Genomic DNA, 24043 nt, shown 5'->3' with positions numbered 1-24043 from the left:
GAAAAGGTGGTGTAAAATGGAAAATACGAGAGTCAGCAAATTAGGTGTACCTTTTTTGCATTTAGGAAAAGGGGAACCACTCGTGCTCATCCACGGGTTAGGTGAAGTCAAAGAGGGATGGCAACATCAATTCGAGTTAGCCGACCAATTTGAATTAATTATTCCTGATTTACGCGGTCATGGGGAATGTACAAAAACGGATGGTATTTCGATTCCAAACTTTGCCGCAGACTTAATTGAATTATTGAAGGAGTTAAAAATTGAAAACGCTCACATCCTAGGTCTGTCAATGGGCGGAGCCGTTGCCCAGGAAATCTACCGTCAAGCTCCACACCTCTGTCGTTCACTCATGTTAGTCAGTACATTCCACTTTTTTCCGAAGAAACTAAGAAGTTGGTTTTTTAAGAATCGTAAAGAAAAGTTTGAAGCCGTTACGACAGCAGGAATACAAGAGGAATTCCTTGGACGTATGGCATTGTATTCCTGGCGTAAGGAAACTACAGAAAAATTTCGTCACTTTTTCCGGCCAAAACATCAGATTTTTCTTGAATCCTTGAAAAATTGTCTTGAAGTCAATAACCGCGCCCTATTGCCAAAAATCAATGTCCCTACATTAATTATTGGGGGGCAGTATGACTCTGTTTTACCTGTATGGATTCAGGCATCCATGCATAAGTTGATACCACATTCGGAATTTATTATTATGCGGAATACCGGTCATCTTGCCAAATTGGAAGCAAAAGACCGGTTTAACCGCCTATTAAGAAGGTTTCTCAATCAACAAAAATCAGCAATATAATCTTTGAGTAACGGGAAGAATCAGGTCCCCACCCATCTTCCCGTTACTAATTTATTCTGGTTTCTCTAAGGTTAAACAAGTTCTTTTTGCTTATGAAGTGAACGTGACGATAACCATTTATCCCAAATTTCAGCGAACACACCTGTTAATGCCAGTGAAACATGTCCCCCTTCATAAACCTCATACGTCTTATCTTCACTTGAGACTAAATCCATAATTGGCAGGCTTTGCTTATCTAACACAAGAGTATCGCGTGAACAAGAGAAAACAAAAAGCGGACATGTAATATTCTTTAAATCTACCTTCCTGCCAGCAATCATCAATTCACCTTTTAAGAGTTTATTATCCTTATAAAGATCGTTAAACATCTGCTTGAAGGCAGCACCTGTAAAGGAAGCCGTGTCTTTAGTCCATTTGTCCATGCGGCGCCATTTTTCTACATAGTCCTCGTCATGCGCACGCGTGATGAGATTGATTTTAGGGCTTCCGTAAACGGGTGATAGTACCCTAAACATCAAATAGAGAAATTCTGATGGAATGGTTTCATGGGCATCAGCAAATTGGTCAAAACTTAGTGAACCATTTTGAAGACCTGCAAGCCACTTGTCAGGAACAATCCCGATACTGAAGTCAATTGGAACAGCAGCAAGAGTTAAATTTCTTATTGGTAATTTCGTAATAGATGCCAGGATGGCTGCTACTGTTCCACCCAAACAATATCCCGCAAGAGATATTTCCTTTGCACCGGAATGTCTTAGTGCTCGCTTAAGGGCATTCTCCATATAATCAATAATATATTTATCGAGTGTAATATCACTATCTTCAAGACCTGGTGAACCCCAATCCAACAAGTAGACATCATAACCACGCTCTGTCAGACCCCCAACAACGCTGCTACCTTCGCCTACATCCAGAATGTATACCTTGTTCAAAAGAGAATAGACTAGAAAAATTGGCACATCATGTTTTTTTTCCATCGCAGGATGGTACCATAAGGTTGTTTTATTTTTCTTCCAAACACTCTGTCGTGGTGTAGGGACAATATCCGGTTTGGGCTCAGTCATTATTTTATAAAGGTTATTCCACCGTTTTGTTTCTTTCTCTATGTTTAACAGCGGAAATAGGTTTGTTCCTAAGAGTTTAGTGCTCATTTTCATAGCCCTCTTCCATGTTATTTAGATGTGTTAGTACCGATGAGCACTAATTCTTTATCTTGTATTTTTTTTGGTTCTTTCTTCTGCTGTTCCTTCTCTTTTTTTTCGATAAGATTTTTCAAGGAAGCAAGTTCTGCTTTCACATTGTGGATTTCCGTCATTTCCTGGGATACTTTTTGAAATTCATTCTTCATTTGCATGACAATAGTTATGACTTCTTCGAACATTCTTACGTTTTCTTTTGAAATTGAACTAACACTATCTTGTAAATTCCAGAGTTGCTCCTCTAACAAATCCATTTTTTCCTCCGCCTGAATGGATAGTTTGGCGGCATTTGCAACATCTTTTTTAGTGGGTATATTCATTAGAGCTGCAACAAATTCTTGATTTTTCCTCAGCTGCTTCATGTATCGAGAATAGGTATTTAATCCTACACTTGCAGTCCGAACAAATTCTTTATTGTCGGTCAGATTGTATAATACATCGTTTAATTGTTTTTCCCACATTCCACTTAATTGCTTGAACCCAAACAATGGATCAAAATTTTGTTCATTAGACATGTTGCAGCACCCCTTGAATTATGATTTGGTTAGTTCTTCTGTTTTTTCTAAGTATTTATTTAATGGGAACATTAACGTTTTGATTTGTCGGGCAAAGAGATTAACAAAACCCTTCTGATTTTCGTAAATTAAGTTCCCGGCTTGCTTAACCGATTTAATATACTGTTCTCTGCCTTTTTTCCGAAGAGTAATATATTGGTCGATCACTTCGAGATACTTATCCATTGACAGATTTCCTGCTATCTTTTGACACGGTGCTGCAAGAATCGCCAATGTCTTTTCTTGAATTTGATCAATTTTCCCATTAATATCTTCATAAGACTTTAGGGGAAAAAAGTGCTGCAGGCTGGTTGTAGACATTAGGAATTCCTCTCTAGCTGTCTTTTCCCAAGCAGAGAATTCTTGGTAAAATTGTGCAGCGATTTCAATAGCATTCCCTTGGTTACGCTGAACACTTTCAGCAAAAAGATTTGCCTTCTTCAAGAAAACTTCATCACGAAAATCAGCGCGGCTTGCCCATTCATCTAGCTCACCAAATGCCTTGCGCCATAGAATGTCAAGGCTGGAAAGCTGTTCATCGCTATCGTCCTTTTCTATAGTTTTCTCTTCCGTTGACTGGACCTTAACCACTGGGTCCTCTTCCTTACTTCCGATTGATTCATTTACTGACTTTACTTCAGCTTCCGGCTGTGTCTCATGGAGTTCTTTAACCTTTTTTGATTCTTTTTCATTTTCTTTTTTTCCAGCCATCTTTCTCGCTCCTTTATAAAGAAATTATGTGCGTGATTGTTGTGAAAGTGTGTCTATGATGAAGTATTGTAGAGAAGAATCGCATGCGTTAATGCTTTTTCTGGGGTGTGTTTATACTTGAGCTTTTTCCTGTTCTTGTCGTAACATTCTCCTTAATAACTTGCCGACAGATGATTTAGGAAGTTCATTTAGTATTTCAATTTCTTTCGGCACCTTGTAAGGCGCTAAATTTATCTTTGCAAAATCTATCAGTTTTTCCGGTGTTATATCTGTACCTGGTTTTAGCTTAACAAAGGCTTTTACTGTTTCTCCTCTGTATGTGTCTGGAACACCAATGACAATTGCTTCCTCCACCGCTTCATGCTGGTACAGCACCTCTTCAATTTCACGTGGGTAAACATTGTAGCCGCTTGCAATAATAATATCCTTCTTGCGATCCAAAATGTAAAAGTAGCCGTCTTCATCCATTTTTGCGATGTCCCCGGTAAATAGCCAGCCATCTTTTAACACCATTTCTGTATCCCCGGGACGCTTCCAATATCCTTTCATCACTTGTGGTCCGCGAAGGATTAACTCTCCAGCCTCACCAACTGGTACATCTATAATCCCTTCTGAAGTTTCTTCTACAATTCTTGCCTCGGTACCTGGGAGCGGAATACCAACGCTTCCTAATTTCCGCGGCAGGAATGGCGGCGTAGAGATAGCTGATGGAGCTGTTTCTGATAATCCGTAGCCGTCCGATAATCTTGCCCCCACCCTTTTTTCAAATGATTTAACTTGTTCAATTGGGAGCGGTGCGCCGCCGCTGCTTAAATAATAAATATCACCGATATTACTATCTTCTAAATTTGGGTGACTATTCAAAGCAAAAATCATGGTCGGAACAGCCGTCATTTGAAACGGTTTCTCACGTTTAACTAGCTCTAACACTTCATTAACATCAAATCGAGGTAAAATGAGCTGATTACAGCCGATTCTTATGGCTGATAGTGCATTACAAGAGAGCCCATATACATGAAACATTGGCAGAACACTTACAATTTTGAAGTTTTCAGGTTTCTCATCGACGGCATTATAGGTGAAATCGCATACCTGAATAATATTGGCCAGTAAATTATGATGTGTAAGCATCACCCCTTTAGATACCCCGGTTGTTCCGCCAGTATATTGAAGTAGGGCTACATCATCATGAATATCAATGGGAATATCAGGCATCACATTATCATGTGTTAAAAAGTCTTCAAAATAAATATCTCCGTCTGCAAGCGGAAGTTTATTTTCTCCAAACCCAACGACAATGACTTTTTTCAAAGATGTATTCGGCTGGACCTGCTTTACTCTAGGATAGAATGCTTCAAAAACAACCATGTATTCCGCATCGGAATCATTGAGGATATATTCAATTTCTCTCTCGACATACATGGGATTTACTTGAACGGCAATACCGCCTAACCGAAATGTAGCAAATAAGCTAAAAATATAATGCGGGCAGTTCGGGAGCATGATAGCCAATCTCTCACCCTTTTTCAGCCCGACCCGATATAATGAAGCGGCAAGCCATTCAGAAATCATTCTGGTTTCCTTATAGCTCCAAGACTTTCCGAAGAACGATAGCGCCGGATTATCATGATGAATATTTGCTGCCTGCCTTAATAGGTCAAATAATGAATCATATTCAATTGATACTACCTTGCTAATTCTTGGATCATAAAATTTCAGCCATGGCTTTTTCTGATAAACCATATTATTCCCCTCCTTATTTTCTCTACCAAATGAAACATGAAAGTGAAACTGAAACCTTTCACCCTATTAAACTTGGAAGAAGTTGAATCCACTTAAATTATTGTTTTAAAATAGATATTTGTAAATGTACTGTTTTCGACATATTTCATCAATTTTCATAATTTTAAGTTCGAGAAGGGGTGTTTTAAGTCTAATTTCGGCACAAGGAGATTAAAATCGACAAGTACTCGTGATTGTTCACAAAACATTCGTTTTTTTTTGATCCTGTTGACAGTTATATAGTTATATCAAAAAAGGAAATTACTATAGATGAATTGCTTAAAGTAATAACCATTTTCAGTCAGTCCCAGCATACATCCTGGGACTGACCTTCATACTTATACGCCCCTAAAAGCCTGACGATATATTTCTGCAAGCTCGCTAATAAATGGTTGTTTTGGATTTGCAATGGTATCCTGATCGTCAAATGCATTTTCGGCAAGTAAGGCTACTTTGTTTTCAAACATTTCTTTATTAACACCATTTGCTTGAATACTCATCTGAATATCTAATTCGTCTGCAAGGTTGACAATTGCCTTGATTAAACTGTTAACCCCTTCTTCTGTTGTGCTCGCGGGGAGTCCAAGCATTTTGGCAATTTCCGCATAGCGTACATCCGCAATAAAATGTTCGTATTTAGGATAAGTCATAAACTTATTCGGTTTTGCGGCATTATAACGGATTACATGCGGCAAGAGGATAGCATTTGCGCGTCCATGCGGGATACTAAACTCAGCCCCGAGCACGTGGGCAAGGCTATGATTAATACCTAAAAAGGCATTACCGAAAGCCATTCCTGCTATTGTCGATGCATTATGCATCTTTTCCCTTGCTAGTTCATCACTTCCATCACTGTATGCCCGCGGCAAATAATCAAAAACGAGCTGGATGGCCTTAAGTGCCAACCCGTCTGTATAATCATTTGCCAAAACTGATACATAAGACTCAATTGCATGGGTCAGAACATCCATCCCAGTGTCTGCAGTAACCTGTTTCGGAACTGTCATGACAAACTGTGGATCTACAATGGCAATATCAGGCGTCAGTTGGAAATCTACCAGTGGATATTTCTTATTGGTCTTTTTATCCGTAATAACGGTAACAGAAGTAACCTCTGAACCTGTCCCAGATGTGGTTGGGATTGCCACCAATTTTGCTTTACTGCGAAGAGCCGGAAATTTTACGACTCTCTTTGACGGATCAAAGAACTTTTGTGTTAAGCTATGGAAATCAGTCTCTGGATGTTCGTAGAAAAGCCACATCGCTTTTGCTGCATCCATAACCGAACCGCCACCAAGGGCGATGATGCAATCCGGCTGGAACCTTCTCATTCTTTCTGCACCATTCATAACCGTCTCAATACTAGGATCTGGTTCTACTTCTGAGAAGGATTCGAACTGGATTTTTGCACCATTCTTATTCAAATAATAGAGAACTTTATCAACATAGCCATTTTTTATAGAGCTTCCACTGGTAACGATAAATGCTTTCGAAATACCTGGAATCTGTGCAAGTATTTGAATGGAATTTTGCTCAAAGAAAACTTGTGAAGGCACTTTAAACCATTGCGTCATTTTTCTTCTTTTCGCTACCTTTTTAATATTGATTAAATTCGCTGCTCCGACATTTTGCGACACAGAGTTACCTCCATAAGTTCCACATCCAATTGTCAAAGATGGCAACGATGTATTATAGATATCCCCGATTGCCCCATGGGTTGATGGTGTATTGACAATAATTCGTCCCGCTTTCATCTGCAGTGAGAATTGTTCGATTAGATTTTGGTCAGCTGTGTGAAGTGCCGCAGAATGCCCAAGACCGCCATATTCTAATGTTTCCGCAGCAATCTGCAAACCCTCAGCCGTACTGTTAACTTTATAACAGGCTAAAATCGGGCTTAACTTTTCACAAGAAAGTGGATAGTTCGGGCCTACACCTTCTAACTCGGCAATTAGGATTTTTGTATTGACTGGAACATTTACCCCCGCCATTTTTGCAATCAAATAGGCAGGTAATCCAACAATCATTGGGTTAAGTGCAGCGTGTTTTGGATCAATAGCGATTTGCTCTACCAATTGACGCTCCTCTTCATTTAGGAAATAGCAGTTATTAACAATTAACCCCTGCCTTACCTCGTCATATATTTCTTTGTCAATAATAAGCGCCTGTTCTGAAGCACAAATCATCCCATTGTCAAACGTTTTTGATAGAATAAGATCATTGACAGCCCGTTTGATATTGGCTGTTTTTTCGATATAGCACGGTACATTCCCAGCCCCAACACCAAGTGCAGGCTTTCCAGAACTGTAGGCAGCTGTGACAAGGTTAGGTCCACCTGTTGCAAGTATGAGCGAAACCAATGGATGTTTCATTAAGGTTTGGAATGCCTCATGGGAAGGAACTTCAATCCACTGGATGCAATTTTCCGGTGCCCCCGCTTTTATGGCCGCCTCCCTAAGCAGTTCAGCAGCAACCGTACAGCATTTTTGTGCATAACGCGGAAAGGCAAATATAATTGGATTTCTTGTTTTAAGTGAAATTAACGATTTAAATATAACGGTTGATGTCGGATTTGTAATGGGGATTATTCCGGCAATGACACCAACTGGCTCGGCCATTTCAACCATACCTTCATTTTCATTTTCACTTATAACTCCTACCGTTTTCATATCTCTAATGTTGTTATAGATACACTCGGTAGCAAACATATTTTTGAAAACCTTATCTTCATAGACCCCTCTTTTTGTTTCATCAATAGCCAGCTTTGCTAAGTATTTATGATTTTCGAGAGCTATTAGCGCCATCTGCTTAACAATTTCATCTACCATTTCTTGATTGAAGGAGCGAAACTCCTCCAATGCCTTTGCAGCTTTATTGGCTAATGTATCAATCATTTCCGGAACTAAATGTTTTTCTTGGACCACTTTTTCTTTTACAGCCATTCAAAATCCCCTCCAGAATTTATAAACTTTTGCATTTTCAAAAGAATGAGGCTTCCTCAACCAGTGCGTGAGCTCTTCAGATTCACTCCCTTATTCCTATTCTGGCTAAAATATACCATGTTGCATGAATCGAATAATGTCGAACTTTGTGCCAAAATGAATGAATAGCCATTCATTATTAAAAAGTTCACAAAATGTTCAAAATTTTACCGCACCAGTCACGGGGCATATTTATATCGCACAAGTCTAAGTGCATTTAAGATAACCACCAATACACTAAATTCATGAATGAACATCCCTGCGGCAAGAAAAATATTCTTGGATAAAACTCCTGCTAATAAAATCACAACAGTTACAACAGCAAAAGACATATTTTGCTTCATATTACTGACAGTTGCTTTCGCTAATGTATATCCATGAACTAGCCTATCAAGCTTATCAGAGATAATGATCATATCCGCGGTTTCCATTGCCGCATCAGTTCCTGACCCACCCATGGCAATCCCAATATCGGCGATTGCAATGGCAGGTGCATCATTGATGCCATCACCGACCATAGCTGTCCTATAACCCTGCTGTTGAAGTTGTTTAATCTGCCTTACTTTATCTTCTGGGAGAAGTTCAGCAAAATATTGGTCCATTCCGAGCTGATTTGCGACTTTATTAGCTGTGTGCCGGTTATCTCCTGTAAGCATAACTATTTGTTTTACTCCGCATTGCTTTAACTTTTGAATCGTTTTAGCAGCCTCATCTCGTATTTGATCGGCAATTGAAATAACGCCGATAATGGTATTGTTTAATGCAGTGAAAACCGCTGTATTTCCGTCCAACTCTTGCTGCTCTGCGTATACTTCCACCGTATCAGGAATAGGTATTTGATTTTCATTCATCCATTTTCTATTCCCAATTACCAACTTTTTATCTTTGATGGTTGCTTTTATACCATGCCCTTTCATCACCTCAACATCATTAGGCTGATTTATAAGTTTTAATCCTCTGCCTACGGCTGCTTTTACAATGGTCCGACCTAAATGATGTTCCGAAATAACCTCTGCCTCAGCCACCATCGTTAAAAATTCATCCTCATCCATTCCATAGGTTTGAATAGCTGTTACCTCCGGCTGCCCTTTTGTGAGTGTACCCGTCTTATCAAACACAACAACATCGATTTTTGCCAGTTTCTCCATTATTTCTCCGCCTTTTATCAGGACACCGTACTTAGCACCATTCCCAATCCCCGCAACAAGCGATACTGGCGCAGAAATGACCAAGGCACCCGGACACGCTATTACCAGGAAGGTCAGCGTTAATTCAATATCCTTCGTAAAAACAAAGACAATCAGGGATAGAATAATAATCGCTGGTGTATAAAGGTTGGAGAACTTTTCTAAAAACTTCTGAGTTTTCGCCTTTGACTCTTGGGCCTCTTCCACTAGCTCAATAATTCTGGAAAACGTCGTGTCCTCCCCGACTTTTTCAGCCAGCACTTCAATATATCCGCTATCAACGATCGTTCCACTAAATACATGATCATTTTTTTGTTTTCTGACAGGGACAGACTCCCCTGTAATCGCTGCTTCATTTAAGAATGCTTGACCCGAAGTTATTATTCCGTCAACAGCAATTTTTTCGCCAGAGGGAATGAGTAAAAGTTCTCCTTTAGTGACCTCTTCAGCGGGAACAATGATTGATTTCCCCTCTCTTTTCACTGTGGCTTTAAGAGGGGTCATTTCCATCAAAGATTTTAATGAATTCCGTGTTTTTTCGAGAGAATGTGCTTCAAGGTATGCCCCTAGTAAAAACAAAAAGGTAACAGCTGCAGATTCCACATATTCCCCCAGTATCATTGCCCCCACCACGGCAATCGTGACAAGTAACTCAATACTAAAGGCCTTCATCCTAGCGGATTGCCATGCCTTTTTTACGATAGGATAACCAGCTATTAAGGTAGCAAGGATGAGCATCGCATCTTGTAAGACATTTATTTTGATAAAGTGAAATAAAAAGGCAGCTGCAAGCAAGCTGCCTGAAATAAAGACGATAGCTCCTCTCATATTTCGATTCATTTTTATCACCTCCCGTTTGTTTCGTTTGTACTCAACACTTGGTAGCCTAATTTTTCAATTACATCCTTTAAACTAGTTGATTCAATGATACCCTCATCAAAAACAACCTTTACTTTGCTAGAGTTAAATAGTACCTGTGCCCCTTCGACACCTTTCGTATTTAAAAGTGCTCGTTCAATCTTTTTAATACAGCTTGGGCAGGTAAGGTCCTCCAGGTGCAATTTAATAGTTTTCATTGTTCATTTCCCCTTTCTGTTATTTCCTCTTAATCTTATAGGGAATGAGATACTTCAACCTTGACCGTTGTCAAATTTATAAAAAAAGGCGATAAACCTTTTTTAAAAAGTTTATCGCCTTTTAAATCTATATCAACCTGTATTTCGTAAACCGGCGGAGATTCCGCTGATAGTGAGAAGCACTTCCGTGAGTAACTCTTCACTCGGCTCCTCCTGTTTTCGTAACTTTCTAATAAGATCAACTTGTAAAAAGTTTAACGGATCCACGTAGGGATTTCGTCTGTAGACAGATTCTTTGATATTTGGTGTGTGATCAAGCAATTCTTTATCACCGGTAATTTTAAGAAGAATTGCCTTTGTTTTTTCATACTCTTCGAGAATATCGCCAAAAATTCTATCTGCAATTGATTGATCTTCTACAAGCAATAAATATTCTTTTGCCGTTGTAATGTCTGCTTTCATCAAAGCCATATGTAGATTATTAATGGTTGATTGAAAGAACGGCCACTTCCCATACATTTCCTGTAGAAGCTTAAGGTTTTGCTCACTTTTTGCCGCATAGTTGTCTAAACCTGTTCCGGCAGCATACCACGCAGGAAGCAGCTGACGGCTTTGTGTCCATGCAAATACCCACGGAATCGCCCTTAGGTCCTCAAATCTGCCTTTATTCTTACGACTCATCGGTCTTGAGCCGATATTTAGGTCACCGATTTCTTTTAAGGGTGTTCCTTGATTAAAGTAGGTAAGGAAATCAGGATCACCAAATACAAGTGCTTGATATTTTGCTAAAGAATCACTTGAGATTTCCTCAATAGCTTCTTCCCAAACCTGTTCGCGTAATTGCCCCTGCTCCACTTCTTTTGAAACATGTGTGGCAGCTAGAATCAAGGTAGAGGTCGCTTGTTCCAAACTACGATAGGCAATATCCTCAAGAAGATATCTTGAAGAGAGCACTTCACCTTGTTCAGTAATTTTAACGCCATCGCCGATTGTTTCTGCCGGTTGTGAAAGAATACTTTTATTTAACGGACCACCGCCACGTCCTAATGATCCCCCGCGCCCATGGAAAAATTTAAGGCCAATCTGATACCTTTTTGCCATTTCATGTATTTCAATCTGTGCTTTATACAGCTTCCAGTTAGCCGTTAACGTTCCACCGTCTTTACTTCCATCAGAGTAACCTAGCATAATCTCCTGCTGGTCCCCCATAATTTGCAAATGATTGCGGTAAACAGGCATGTTGAAAAGTCTTTCCATGATGGCTGGACCAGCAGATAAATCATCGATTGTTTCTAGTAATGGAGCCACATGTAAATGACTTTCTAGTGTTCCGTCGGCATGAAGTCGGTAAATTCCGGCTTCTTTTGCTAAAACAAGAACCTCTAGTAAGTCACTTGAAGATTTCGTCATACTGACAAGATAAACAGAAATCGACCGCTTTCCAAATTCCTCATGCGCCGCTTTAATCATTTGGAACACTTTAATCATTTCCTGTGTTTCAGCGGAATAATCTTCATTTAGTAGAAGGAGTGGTCGAGGGTCCATAAGAATTCCCTGCAATATTTTTACCTTTTCCTCTTCAGAAAGTGTTGCATAATTTTCGGCAATTTGTACTTTGCGCAGGATTTCCGTCATAGCTGCCTCATGCTCACCACTATGGTTCCGGATATCAAGTGTGGCTAAATGGAAGCCAAACAGCTGAACTTGACGAATCAACTTTTGAATAATTTTTAATTCATGTGCTGTTGGATGATGTTGTTTTAAGCTATTGTCAATCATGAACAAATCGGCTAATAATTCATCAGCTGATTGATAACCCGTGTCGGATTTACCAACCTGCCGTATTCTTTCAATGATCATAGCGAAAACCCGTCGGTAAACTTCTGTTTTTATCGGCCATTTTTTCTCTTCTGTTAAAAATACATCCTCTTTTTCCTCAAGAAAGGAAAGAAGCTCGTCACTAACCTTAACCCTTTTCGTAGAATGACTGTATCGTTTCATTAAATCTATTAAAACATTTTTATATTTTTTTAAGACAAGCCTCCGCTGCCTTTCCAGTGTTCCCCAAGTAACATCATGGGTAACATTTGGATTACCATCGCGGTCACCGCCAATCCATGAGCCAAAACGAAGGAAATTGGGAACATCCCATGAAGTGTTCGGATAGTTTTTTTCAAGACACTCTGCTACCTCCTGATGAATATCAGGTAGTACCTCAAATAATGTCTGATCGAAATAATACAACCCGTTCCTGACTTCATCCAGCACAGTCGGTTTATGTTCACGCAATTCATCCGTTTGCCAAAGAATCGCCACTTCATTAAAAAGGCTCTCTTCTAGCTTTTTTTGCTCTCTTGTCGACAGTAATGGATGATCAAGCTGGTTTAATAATGCCGCTATTCTTTGCTGAATTTCAAGAATAGAACGTTTTGTCGCCTCCGTAGGATGTGCAGTTATGATTAGTTCCAGCGACAATGTTTGTAATACATTTTGAATAACCTCATCTTGAATGTCATTTTCTTTCAGTTTAAGGATAGCACTCTCGATTGATGCAGGCTGAACAATCGTTTCGTCCTGGAGTTGATACTGTCTACGCCTCCTAATTCGATGGTTCTGCTCTGCTGCATTGATCAAATGGAAATACATCGAAAATGCACGAATAACTTGTTTCCGCATTGGCGAACTTAGGCTGGAAATCTCCTCTTTTAGGGCTGTGTAAATCTCTTGATCAAAGTGAGTCCTAAGTGTTTTGCACATAAGTCTTATTTTTTCTACTTTTTCAAAGAGTTCCTGACCATCATGGTTTACCAGGATTTCTCCTAGCATATTCCCAAGTAATTTTACATCGCGGCGTAATGGAAGACTGCTGTCATTTACTTTCGATTCTTCAATTGCCATATGGATCACCTTCCCCTTATTCAAAAGATTCGCTAAATTTTATATATAAATATAACATTTTTTTATGAAAATGTTCAATATTTAAATTTACTTTATCACTTTAGACTGAAAAAGAACATATAAAAAACCATCCTGCTCCAATATGAAGCAGGATTCCTTAGTTATTCTATCTTATCAATTACTAATACATAAGTTTTCCGATCATCATCACCGTAAAAAGCCGCAACCCATTGTTTATCAGGGGTTGCTCTTTTTGATTTATTTTCTAGTAAATTCTTCAAGCTTTGAAGAGATCGCAACAGTCACTTCTTCATCCGTTATTTGAATTGCTTTTTTGAAAAGGTTATTTGCTAATGTCCCCATTGGCCCTGTTGCATTGATTTCGAGAAATCCAGTAATTCGTGTTTTATTTCTATTTATGGCTTTTGCTTCAAAATACCCTTCACCAATATACTTTTCGTTCTTCCTTTTTAATTCAAAGCTCACCTTACTCGGTTCATTCCACTCCTTAATATCAATGACGAGTGTAACCTTTTTTTTCATGACAACAAGGTCGCTTTTAAATTCCCAGCTGATTTGACGCTCATTCATTTTTTCATGTTGAATATACCCAGGGACAAGTGGCGCCCAATTATTTTCGTCTCTAATAAAGTCCCAAATCACCTCAATTGGGATATCTAATTCTACTTGTTGCAATTCGCTTGGCATTGGTGTATCCCTCTTTCATTGTCAAAGTAAAAGACCTTCATACGACTGAAGGCCTTTTATTAACTATATGTTGCATTTATTGTTTATAGAAGAAACATACCTTCATTTTTCGTAAACGGTACGGCTGTATTCTTAGCCATATTTCAAATTAACTATTGAAAAATGTGACAGTACATTTTAAGATATGTAGATAGGTTTTAATATTCAGAAAAGTCACTAGAATTTATGGGGGACATACAGTTGAAACTCTTTCAGTACTGTTTATTCTTTTTGGGGCTCACCTTTTTTGGCCTAGGTAATGCCATCGCAGTTAAGGTTAAATATGTGGGGCTGCATCCTTGGGAAGTCTTAAATGTGGCACTTTATCAGCATTTTGGATTAACCATTGGTACATGGGGCGTTATCTGCGGGCTCGTCTTAATCATCATTTCCTTTTTTGTTGCTCGCACCTATATAAGCTTGGGAACCATTTTAAATGCACTGTGTATTGGTCCCATAATGGACTTTTTTCTTTGGTTAGATATTCTCCCAAAAGCAACAAATACATGGCTCGATTATCTGATTCTCCTTTCTGGAGTGTTCATCACGGGTATCGGTGGCGGGATGTATGTAGCAGCAGGGATTGGTGCCGGTCCACGGGATGGCTTTATGCTCTCGATCTCTGATAAAACTAGATTGTCAGTAAGCCAAGCTCGTATGATCGTTGAAAGTTTCATCCTCGTTATCGGGTTCATATTAGGCGGTCCTGTGTTTATCGCCACATTCCTTTATACCTTTATACAAAGCCCGGTTTTTCAACGCTCTTTAAAGCTGTTTAAAGTGTTTGTGGAAAAAGTCAAAGTGAAAAAAGGCGAGACGCAAGAAAGAATTGCTTGATAATCAATGTAATGCCCCTGCTATCTCAGTAAAAACAGGGGTATCACCTTAAATGACTTCCACTCTATCGTGACAATATGGTTGATAATAATTTTGAACGTAACTTGATAGCTTCCCTTCGTAAATTAATTTTAGAGAGGCTGATTCCTTAATATCATGCGGGGTTACAAGGGAAAGCGGCTTTTGATTTTTTATTGGAATACCTGATTCCTCAAGAAGGGTTGCAACAAAGTGGGAGCAAAAGAACGCATTCTTGCGGTCAATCTCCATGTTTAGCATTACCGCAATTAAACCGATAAGATTGTATTTGTAATTACTCTTATGCTCCTCCATTTCTCTTATTTTAGCGATTAGTTTTTCAAATTGGTTATCTGTGATCGTGACACAATAAATAGCACAATCGGCATTTCTAAATAAACCACCTCGAATATTCTCCTGTACGAATCCAGCCATGAAAGGATTCCTTGGGTTTCTTCTGCCGAAACTATAAACCTTGTTAAAATGGTCATCTACCACAATGGATGCATGATTGTGGGGCTTCTTCGTATAAAACTTTATTATTTTTGTAAAAATTGTACCAGTGTCAGTTAAAAGGACATATATTTTCCGCTCCATATTTAATACCTCCAACAAACTCATCTTCAATTGGGAGGAGAATGTAAGTAAATCCCCAAGTATTCCCTATAAATAGTCTAAACGGCTTCTATTATATTGGGAACAATCTCAGGTTTTATTTCCAACTAAGACCTGGGGCTTAGTTACGATTCCTAATGAAGGCGTATACTAGGAAGAACTTATTTTTACTTAGTACGGAATTTACTGTTTATGAAATGATAGTCGAGAGTTTATTAGATTAGGAGCGGAATTTGGTATATTTCCCCTAATATATAAATAAAACAGGAGAGCACAAGGCTTCTCCTGTTTCTTTGTTATTTTTTTCGAATGGCAAGTACAAGTGCTATAAGTGAAAGTAACGCAGCGGCACCAGATAAGATAAGTGGCAGAGAATCGGATGTTTCATCCTCATTCTCAGTGTCAGCGGTTGGCGCCTTATCTGTTTTTTCTGCATGTTCTGTTGTCGCTGAATCATGGTGATCTGTTGAAGTTGCCGTCACAATATCCGTAATGGAATGTGGTGACTCCGATTTTTCGTCACCTGTCCACTCTACAATGCTGCCATCTTTGTAATACTGAAATGCATCCCATGCTGCTTTAGAAGCCTTTTCAGGGTTTTTTGCTACAAACACAAATTGTTGAAATTGCCCAGCTCGGATCCCCTCACCAGTTGCTTCAAATGTGAAGGTTTTTACTTTTCCACTTGCATCTTTTTCAGCTGTATATGTCCACCCTGGAACTGGTTGGTAGGACATAATTTCTACGCCTTCAGGAGTCTTAACGGTTACTTTAGTTGTGGCAACATCTTTTTCAACTGGAACCTTTAAAGTATAGGTTTCCCATGCACCGGTTACCGATGTTTTTGGAACTACTGTCACATGAGCACTTGCCATACTGGTAAAGAAAAATAAACTAATAACTGCTGGAATGAGTAACTTGGATATTTTTAAAATCGTTTTTTTCATATTGATTTCCTCCAATTCTTTTATTGGCTTCCGACTAAAACGTGAAAATCTGTATCAATGCTTTCCAACGACTTCGTCAAAATGTGAACATGTACGTTCCATTCACCTGCCATGATAAAATGCAAACCTTGCACCTCGAACCTATCATCGGAAACCTTTTTTAGATTGACTGTTTCCTTTCCCATATCCATTTCAGTCATGGAAAAAGTTAAGTGTAATTGTTCAATATCCTTGATGGGCTCCCCTTGCCGATCTTGTAGCGTAAGTTCATATAGATTTTCTCCAATAGTATTAGGGGTTACCCTTAATGTCACTTGGTTGCCCTGAACTGTTTTGGTTTCCTTATATGGCCCTGGAGATTGTATCGCTGTAGGTAAATTGGTTAGAACGACAGATAGAATCAGGATGATCACCCCAATGGAAAGTTCGCCCCATAAGGAAGCAAAAAGTCCCTTTTCTTTTTTTCCTTTTCCCTTTATAAAATTTACACCTGCAAGTATCAGCATTAACAAAAACAGTGTAACCTTACTAGTTAACACTTTTCCATAAGTTGTTTGAATAAGTGAAGAAGGATTTGGGATATATAATAGGCTGCCAAACACCCCCGTAAAGGTTAAAAGAAGAACGAGAATAATTCCCCACTTAGAGAAACCTTTCATCATTTGTAAATATTCTTGTTTCGTTTTTTCGTTTTTACACCATGAAAATAGTGCTACAAATCCAATTAAACTTCCTATCCAAATTGATGCCGCCAGCAAATGAAGAAAATCCATAGATATCGTTAATAATTGGTTGGCTTGGGCCGCTGCATGGCTTGTTAGTGCCTTTGTTAGAAGCAATGCCGTGGCTAAAGCTAGACAGACCCATAGAAGAATCCTTTTCGTGCTTTCCGCCATCCCGATAAATGATGTTATGAGGGCCAATGTCAAAAGGATAGCAACCTGGTAAATCCATGCTTGGCCAAAGTTTGTGTTCATCAACATATTTTCGAATGTTTGAAAGCTAAATACTTCACTCCATGGGAAACCAGATTCAATGGTTGCTTGCAATGGCAAACTGAGCAGGATACTAAGGAATAAGAGTACCAAACTCGAACTTAACAATCTTAGGAACAGTTTATCAGTGGATCCATTTTTCCGATATTCCTTCGGCAAAATCACCATGTAAAAAAACAGGAGCCCAACATAGCAAGCATTACTTAGATATTGCACCCAGCGGATAATAATAAGATCTGCTTTCGGTGTGTAGCCGGTTGTTTCTTTATGTATTTTAGCTGGGCCTTGGTCTTTAGTTCCGATTTGAAAAGGGATAACTCCCTCAACAGGATGACCGTCACTTGAAACAACCTTCCATTTTATTCGATAAGTACCTTCAGGAAGATTTTTCTTTAACCCGCTTTTTAGTATGGACGGCTGTTTTGGGTCAATCCGTCCATCTTTTTTGTCAACCCTGTTCCCATCCGAATCAAACACTTTTATCGAATTAAAGGCTGGCTGGACGGTTTCATCAAATTGAATCGTTATTTCTTTTGGTGCTTGTTCAAGCATTTGGTTTTCTATTGGCGTCGATTTCTTAATGTAAGCGTGGGCAGAAAAAATAGACGGAAATAAAAACAGGAAAAGGGAAACGATTACCATAAACATGAAAAATTTACTTTTATAATACAATTCATAACACCCCCAAACACAAATGGCTCCATTTTGCCCCGTACATTTCTTTCATTCTATTTACACTATCTAAACAATGATAACGGTAATAAAATGTATTAACAATAATAAGATTGTAATTAATTATGGCTAATTATTGAACATTTTACTATTCTTCAATCATTACTCTTTTCAATAGCTTATACCTTCTTCATTTTTTTAATAAAAAAAACCGTAATTGGCCCCAAAACGGTTTAAAATAGTTACAATTGTGTTCAGCAGCTGGAACGGCCAAGAATCCCCAGTCCAAAGGATTGGGGATTCTTTTTAATAGAAATAGGTTCGTTAGTAATGGAGTTACGAAATTTTCTTTAATTCCTCTGATAGTTTAAGAAACAAATCTTTGTTACCATCCTGTAATGTTTGGTCGATTTCCTTACGGATCTTTTCCTTCTTAAATTCAAGCAGGACATTGTTTAAGAACATCTCAGCAACTGCAGCATCTGTATACTCTTCCGAATGTTGGGGTGAATTTAGTAATTTCTTTTCCATGGAAATCAACTCCTTGAGCTTTTTTTCATTATACATTTAATTATCTAAAAATTCAAATATTTTATTTTTATTTTTTGCTTTATTGATGTAAGAATAAAAAATGGGGAATAGTAATTTTAATTATTTTCATGTGGGAACAGGAGGAACCATAAATGGAACGGGACGTATTCACCGGCAGTCAACAGGTAAATAACATTAATGTCTATTATGAATTTTATCCACACCAAACATCCGAAAAAACGTTAGTTTTATTGCATGGCTTTCTTTCATCCACCTTCACATTCCGTCATTTGATCTCCCTATTAAAAAAAGAGTATCAAGTGTTGTCAATTGATCTTCCTCCATTTGGAAAAAGTGCAAAATGCAATCATTATGTATATTCTTATAAGAATCTCGCTCAAACCGTTATCAACCTTACCGAATCATTAGGATTAAAAAAAATGACCTTTATTGGTCATTCAATGGGCGGACAAATTGTCCTGAATATCCTTCACATGATGCCAGAGCTCGCTGATAAAGCTATCCTTCTTTGTAGTTCAGCCTATCTGAAACGCTTTAAATTGCCATTAATCATCTCTAGTTATATTCCGTATTTCCACCTTTTTGTGAAATATAAGTTTGCCCGCATGGGAGTGAAGAAAAACTTACAGGAAACCCTCTATAACCACTCCATTATTAATGATGAAATGATTAATGGCTACTTAGAACCCTTTTTACAGGATGAAATTTTCGTGGCACTTACACGAATGATTCGCGACCGTGAGGGGGATCTGCCCGCCTACATTCTTAGGCAAATTAAGACCCCTTGCTTATTGCTTTGGGGTGATCATGATAAATCGATGCCTCTTAAGGTTGGGGAACAACTTAACAAAGATTTATCCAATTCGGAATTGATCATTTTAAAAGAAAGCGGCCATGCTCTCCCGGAAGAACGTCCCAACGAGGTGTTCGAATATATTAAAAATTTTATAGGGACTTTTAAAACGGCAGCAGATTCTTAAGATCGGCTGCCGGCATATCATTTAAACCATCCTTTTTCTTTTGATTGGGTGATGGCCTCAATACGATTTTTCACTTCGAGTTTGTCTAAAATAATGGAAATATAGTTACGGACAGTTCCGGTTTTAATGCTAAGCTCTTCAGCGATTTCTTTCGTGTTCTTTCCATCTGCAACAAGCTCTAACACTTCTTTCTCACGATCAGTTAGCGGATTTTCCTCCCCGTACACATCGTCCATCAATTCGGGTGCATAAATTCGTCTGCCTGCCATGACGTTTCGAATGGAGCTCGCCAACTCTTCACTTGGACTATCCTTCAACAAATATCCACTGACACCAGCCTTTAACGCACGTTGAAAATAACCAGTTCGGGCGAAGGTGGTTAAAATGATTACTTTACAGCCTAATCCTTTAACCTCTTCAGCCGCCTCAAGACCACTCTTACCCGGCATTTCAATATCCATAATGCAAACATCAGGCAGAAATTTCTTTACTAACGCTACGGCTTCCTCGCCGTTTGAGGCTTTTCCAATTACCTCCATATCCTCTTCAAGACTAAGCAGTGAGCCAAAGGCACCTAAAAGCATTTGCTGGTCCTCAGCGATAACGATTCTAATCATTTACGTCCCTCCTTTTCTAATGGTTTGACATCATTGGGCACGCTAATAATTAATGTAGTTCCGCCCTTTGTAACTAGCTTAAGATTGCCATTGATAAATTCCAGCCGTTCCTTCATTCCAATTAGGCCATGACCCTCAGCTAAAATCCCTGTTCCATTCTTAAAGACACCGTCGTCACGAATCGTCATCACGGTTTCCTTCCACGTTTGCTCGATTGATATGAAACAGGAATTAGCTTCACTATGTTTCACCACATTGTTTACGGCCTCTTTCAAACACATACTTAATATATTCTCAGTTAAAAGCGACACATTTGCCAAGTTAAAATCGCCTTCAGATTCAAAATTGATCTGAGCCGCTTTGATGATTTCTTTTACACGAAGAATCTCATCTTTTAAGCGAATACCTCGCATCGAAGAAACCATTTTTCTGACTTCGCTTAACGCTGTCCGGGCTGTTTGTTGAACATCCTTTAATTCTTGGCGCGCCTGCTCTGGATCCTTTACAATCAATCTCCGCGCCAAATCTGACTTCAAACCAATCAATGACAGCTTTTGTCCAAGTGTATCATGAAGGTCACGAGCAATACGATTCCGCTCCTCAATTTTGATCAGTTCTGAAATCCTTTTGTTTGCATCTTCCAGTTTTTCTTCTAACTGTCCTCGCTCTTTCCGATTATGGATGCTAAACGGGAGGAGGATGACACTTATCCAAATGATAATAACAAAAGGAAGCTGTGTTAAGAATAATTTCTCGTGAACGACGATGTTAAAATTAATTGCAGCAGAAGTACTAATCAAATGAATAAAATATAAAGTGAAAAAGGGAATCCGTTCTTTTATATTGCCGATAAAATAGGCCAAGAAAAAGGCAAAATAAACATAACTAAAAAGGCTTGAGGCTGTGATGGAGATTCCAATGAGAATCAATGTCCATAGATACACTGGCCAGCCTTTTGACATAAATGCAATCCGGTAGAGGATAAAGAATACCAAGGTAAGTAATATCCCAACAACTATTTCAATTGTAGAAGGGGATTGAAATATAAAGTAAAAAGGTAATATGCAAAGAATCGTCCATGTATATGGTGCAATGCCATTATTTTTTTCAAAAGTGAAATACCTTTTAATCATTCCAAGACCTCATTTGCAAAAAATTACCTTACTAGCTCTATATTACCGTACAATGCTTTCACATTCAAAAAATCACGCTTGTTTTATATATGTAATTTACATATATAAGGTAATAAAATGATTATAGCCTCGGTATACTTAACTAATCAGAATATTATAAATGTTTACACCTCGCAAATCTAGGCAACATATGTTAATAAAAACATTAGGAGGAATCCACATTGGGAGAATTATTTAAGTTATGCTCCGATATTCCTTATTTGCGGTTTGGCGCTGGTGAACCATTAGTTTTTATTCATGGTCTTGGAGAGGTAAAAGAGGGTTGGTCGAAGCAATTTGAATTTGCTGAACAATACGATTTAATTATACCGGATTTACGTGGACACGGTGAGTATCAATCACCAGGTGAAATCTCCATCAAAAACTTTGCTCATGACATCATTACTCTTTTAAAAGGTCTTGGGATTGAAAGCGCACACATTTGCGGTTTGTCAATGGGTGGTATGGTAGCACAAGAAATTTATCGCCAGGCTCCTAAAATGTGCCGTTCATTAATGCTTGTCAGCACCTTCCACTATGCCCCAAAAAATTTGGGAAAGCTTTTTTTAAAATATCGTCAGGCCCGTGCTGAAAATAAATCCCCAGATGTCCTCAGGGAAACGGCTGCAAAGATATGTCTTTATTCCTGGACAAGAGAGAATTTCGAAGAATTTTATCAATTTTACAGGCCAAATAGTGAATTCTATTTCAAATCAATGGAGGCTTGCCTTAAAGTAAATAATTTAGGCTTATTATCAACTATCAATGTCCCTACTTTAATCATAGGTGGACAATATGATTCTGTTATTCCTGTCTGGGTTCAATTGTTGATGCACAAACAAATTCCCCATTCGGAATTTGTCATTTTCAGGAATACCGGCCATATTGCAAAACTCGAGGCCAAGGATGAATTTAACAAAGTCCTGCGAAATTTTTTAAATAAGCATAAAATGGCAAGCTAAGGGGGAAGGACTCATCCTTCCCCTACTTATTTGCCTATAAATAATTTATTTACATGTACCCAACATTATTACAAAATCTTGTTAAAGCTGATTTGAACGACTGGATGCCCATTGATCGACGATTTTTGCGAATAGTCCGGAAAGTGCCAGACTAACATGGCCTGCTTCAACCGAAACATAGGTTTTATCCTCGCTTGAGGCCAAATCCATTAATGGTTTACTTTGCTCTTCCAAAATTAAATTATCTCTTGACCCGGAAACTACATACAAGTTTGCTGTGATATTCTTCAAGTCTACCTTTTTATTGCCAATCATCAATTCGCCTTTAACAAGCTTGTTTTCTTTAAAAAGGTCATTGGCTAATTGTTTATAGGCTTCACCTGCAAAAGGGACTTGATCCAATGTCCATCTATTCATCCTGCGCCACTTATCAACATAGCGCTGATCGTGCGCTCGGCTTAATAGCATGGTATAGTTCGTAAAATAAATTGGCGCCCCAATTGCCCTGAACATCCCCTCTACCAATTGCGGCGGGACCACCCCGTACACATCAATAAAACGGTCAATGTTGATATCGCCCTGCCTCATGCCTTCTGCCCATTGATCTGGACCGATAAAAGGGTTAAAATCAATCGGAACCGTTGCTACAATCAAATTTTTTATTGGCTCATCGGCAATCGAAGTGTAAATAGATGCAATCGTGCCCCCTAAGCAATAACCGATAAGGGTAATTTCTTCCGCACCTGAATGGCGAATTGCCCGCTTAACAGCCGTCTTTAGGTACTTTTCAATGTAGGTGTCGAGACCCATCTTTTTATCTTCATAGCCAGGGGAACCCCAATCTAATAAATACACCTCATAACCCATATTGGTAAGTCCTTCAATCACACTTGCCTTTGGAGCGATATCTAAGATATATGGTTTATTAAATAGGGAATACACGAAAAATAATGGGATTTCGTATTTTTTCTGTTTCGCTGGATAATGCCATAATACCGATTTATTTTTTCGCCATACTTCATTTCTTGGTGTATGACCAATCTTTGGCTCCGGCTCACTAAAAACCTTAAACAGTTGTTCCCAGCGCTTCTTTTCTTTTTCAACATCCAACTCTGGAATGAATCCTTTAAAAGGTGATTCTATCGCCAAGGTGTTTTTCGCTCCTTTCTATTAATTTCCTGATCCAGCACCAGTTAATACTGGTTCTGACGCCCTGTCCTGTTTAATAAGACCCTTGATGGTCTCAAATTCCTCTTTAAAATCATTTAGTTTCAATAATTCAAATTTCAATTCCTGAAGTTCAGCATGTAAATCCTTGGTATCGGCCAGATCCTTTTTTGTTTTTACTAACTCTGTCTTCAATTGCTTTGTTAGTTTAATAACTTCCTTAGATACCGCAACAACACTTTCAATCTCTTTACTTTGAGATTTTACGGCATCCTGCAGCTCCCATATTTGCTCCTCTAAAGCCTCCACTTTTTCCTCTGCTTGAAGCGTTAGGCTCGCTACATTCGTCACATCATTTTTAGTAGGCAAATTTAACATACTTGCAATTGCCTCTTGATTTTTTTTGAATGTTTCAAGCGAACGGGAATGAAATTCCGTTCCTAAATGAGACATTTTCACAAATTCCTTATTATTTGTCCAAAGATAGATAAAATCATTAACCTGTTTTTCCCATAATAAGCTAAACTTATGAAGGGATTCATATGGATCGTAAGGCTTTTTCCCAGACATCTACA

Annotated in this window: 21 protein-coding genes; 4 read left to right on the top strand and 17 right to left on the bottom strand. The window is 38.6% G+C overall.

Annotated elements, in window-relative coordinates:
- Positions 1-16: 16 nt before the first annotated feature.
- Positions 17-799: an alpha/beta fold hydrolase gene (locus G6554_RS00380; RefSeq protein WP_166237668.1), complete on the top strand. Its 783-nt coding sequence runs from the start codon at positions 17-19 to the stop codon at positions 797-799.
- Between the two features lie 71 nt (positions 800-870).
- Here the strand turns inward: G6554_RS00380 and G6554_RS00375 are convergent, their stop codons facing one another.
- From G6554_RS00375 to G6554_RS00335, 9 genes are all read right to left on the bottom strand, one after another.
- On the bottom strand, positions 871-1950 hold the full coding sequence (locus G6554_RS00375; RefSeq protein ID WP_166237667.1) for an alpha/beta fold hydrolase: 1080 nt from the start codon (positions 1948-1950) through the stop codon (positions 871-873).
- 20 nt (positions 1951-1970) lie between these two features.
- The gene (locus G6554_RS00370; protein WP_166237666.1) at positions 1971-2513 is read right to left on the bottom strand and encodes a polyhydroxyalkanoate biosynthesis repressor PhaR; all 543 of its coding nucleotides are present in this window, start codon (positions 2511-2513) and stop codon (positions 1971-1973) included.
- A gap of 18 nt (positions 2514-2531) precedes the next feature.
- Positions 2532-3263, bottom strand: coding sequence for a hypothetical protein (locus G6554_RS00365; RefSeq protein WP_166237665.1), 732 nt, complete (start codon positions 3261-3263; stop codon positions 2532-2534).
- Between the two features lie 111 nt (positions 3264-3374).
- Positions 3375-5006: a long-chain-fatty-acid--CoA ligase gene (locus tag G6554_RS00360; RefSeq protein WP_166237664.1), complete on the bottom strand. Its 1632-nt coding sequence runs from the start codon at positions 5004-5006 to the stop codon at positions 3375-3377.
- A 377-nt stretch (positions 5007-5383) separates the two neighbouring features.
- Entirely contained in the window at positions 5384-7987 is a 2604-nt protein-coding gene (gene adhE / locus G6554_RS00355; RefSeq protein ID WP_166237663.1) for a bifunctional acetaldehyde-CoA/alcohol dehydrogenase, read from the bottom strand.
- Positions 7988-8205: 218 nt separating this feature from the next.
- Positions 8206-10053, bottom strand: a complete 1848-nt coding sequence (locus tag G6554_RS00350; RefSeq protein ID WP_166237662.1) for a heavy metal translocating P-type ATPase — start codon at positions 10051-10053, stop codon at positions 8206-8208.
- Between the two features lie 5 nt (positions 10054-10058).
- Positions 10059-10289, bottom strand: a complete 231-nt coding sequence (locus G6554_RS00345) for a heavy-metal-associated domain-containing protein (RefSeq protein ID WP_166237661.1) — start codon at positions 10287-10289, stop codon at positions 10059-10061.
- A gap of 132 nt (positions 10290-10421) precedes the next feature.
- Positions 10422-13187 (bottom strand): phosphoenolpyruvate carboxylase, encoded by a 2766-nt coding sequence (gene ppc, locus G6554_RS00340; protein ID WP_166237660.1) that lies wholly within the window; start codon positions 13185-13187, stop codon positions 10422-10424.
- A 258-nt stretch (positions 13188-13445) separates the two neighbouring features.
- Positions 13446-13895, bottom strand: coding sequence for an SRPBCC family protein (locus G6554_RS00335; protein WP_166237659.1), 450 nt, complete (start codon positions 13893-13895; stop codon positions 13446-13448).
- A gap of 234 nt (positions 13896-14129) precedes the next feature.
- On the opposite strand from G6554_RS00335, the gene G6554_RS00330 reads away from it, so the two are divergent.
- Positions 14130-14771 carry a DUF6198 family protein gene (locus G6554_RS00330; protein WP_166238111.1) on the top strand — a complete coding sequence of 214 codons (642 nt, stop codon included), beginning with the start codon at positions 14130-14132 and terminating at the stop codon, positions 14769-14771.
- Between the two features lie 48 nt (positions 14772-14819).
- Here G6554_RS00330 and G6554_RS00325 read toward each other — a convergent pair whose 3' ends face one another.
- The 4 genes from G6554_RS00325 to G6554_RS00310 form a co-directional block, all read right to left on the bottom strand.
- Complete coding sequence (locus G6554_RS00325) at positions 14820-15386, bottom strand: hypothetical protein (RefSeq protein ID WP_166237658.1); 567 nt, start codon at positions 15384-15386, stop codon at positions 14820-14822.
- Positions 15387-15700: 314 nt separating this feature from the next.
- Positions 15701-16351 carry a YcnI family copper-binding membrane protein gene (locus G6554_RS00320; RefSeq protein ID WP_166237657.1) on the bottom strand — a complete coding sequence of 217 codons (651 nt, stop codon included), beginning with the start codon at positions 16349-16351 and terminating at the stop codon, positions 15701-15703.
- A 20-nt stretch (positions 16352-16371) separates the two neighbouring features.
- Complete coding sequence (locus G6554_RS00315; RefSeq protein ID WP_166237656.1) at positions 16372-18018, bottom strand: copper resistance protein CopC; 1647 nt, start codon at positions 18016-18018, stop codon at positions 16372-16374.
- A 336-nt stretch (positions 18019-18354) separates the two neighbouring features.
- Complete coding sequence (locus G6554_RS00310) at positions 18355-18549, bottom strand: IDEAL domain-containing protein (protein ID WP_166237655.1); 195 nt, start codon at positions 18547-18549, stop codon at positions 18355-18357.
- A gap of 152 nt (positions 18550-18701) precedes the next feature.
- Here G6554_RS00310 and G6554_RS00305 point away from each other — a divergent pair, with 152 nt between their 5' ends.
- Positions 18702-19550 (top strand): alpha/beta fold hydrolase, encoded by an 849-nt coding sequence (locus tag G6554_RS00305; protein WP_166237654.1) that lies wholly within the window; start codon positions 18702-18704, stop codon positions 19548-19550.
- A 17-nt stretch (positions 19551-19567) separates the two neighbouring features.
- Here the strand turns inward: G6554_RS00305 and G6554_RS00300 are convergent, their stop codons facing one another.
- Positions 19568-20167 carry a response regulator transcription factor gene (locus tag G6554_RS00300; protein ID WP_166237653.1) on the bottom strand — a complete coding sequence of 200 codons (600 nt, stop codon included), beginning with the start codon at positions 20165-20167 and terminating at the stop codon, positions 19568-19570.
- Complete coding sequence (locus G6554_RS00295) at positions 20164-21300, bottom strand: sensor histidine kinase (RefSeq protein WP_166237652.1); 1137 nt, start codon at positions 21298-21300, stop codon at positions 20164-20166. The genes G6554_RS00300 and G6554_RS00295 overlap by 4 nt, the downstream gene beginning before the upstream one ends.
- Before the next feature lie 221 nt (positions 21301-21521).
- Here G6554_RS00295 and G6554_RS00290 point away from each other — a divergent pair, with 221 nt between their 5' ends.
- Positions 21522-22301: an alpha/beta fold hydrolase gene (locus G6554_RS00290; protein ID WP_166237651.1), complete on the top strand. Its 780-nt coding sequence runs from the start codon at positions 21522-21524 to the stop codon at positions 22299-22301.
- Positions 22302-22382: 81 nt separating this feature from the next.
- On the opposite strand, the gene G6554_RS00285 is transcribed toward G6554_RS00290, so the two are convergent.
- Both G6554_RS00285 and G6554_RS00280 read right to left on the bottom strand, forming a co-directional pair.
- Positions 22383-23450: an alpha/beta fold hydrolase gene (locus G6554_RS00285; RefSeq protein WP_166237650.1), complete on the bottom strand. Its 1068-nt coding sequence runs from the start codon at positions 23448-23450 to the stop codon at positions 22383-22385.
- Between the two features lie 21 nt (positions 23451-23471).
- Positions 23472-24038, bottom strand: coding sequence for a polyhydroxyalkanoate biosynthesis repressor PhaR (locus G6554_RS00280; protein ID WP_166237649.1), 567 nt, complete (start codon positions 24036-24038; stop codon positions 23472-23474).
- Positions 24039-24043 lie beyond the last annotated feature (5 nt).

Source organism: Bacillus sp. MM2020_4, assembly GCF_011250555.1.
Taxonomy (GTDB): Bacteria; Bacillota; Bacilli; order Bacillales; family Cytobacillaceae; genus Neobacillus.
Note: the sequence above shows the minus strand (reverse complement) of the source record. Positions and strands in the feature narration are given on the sequence as shown.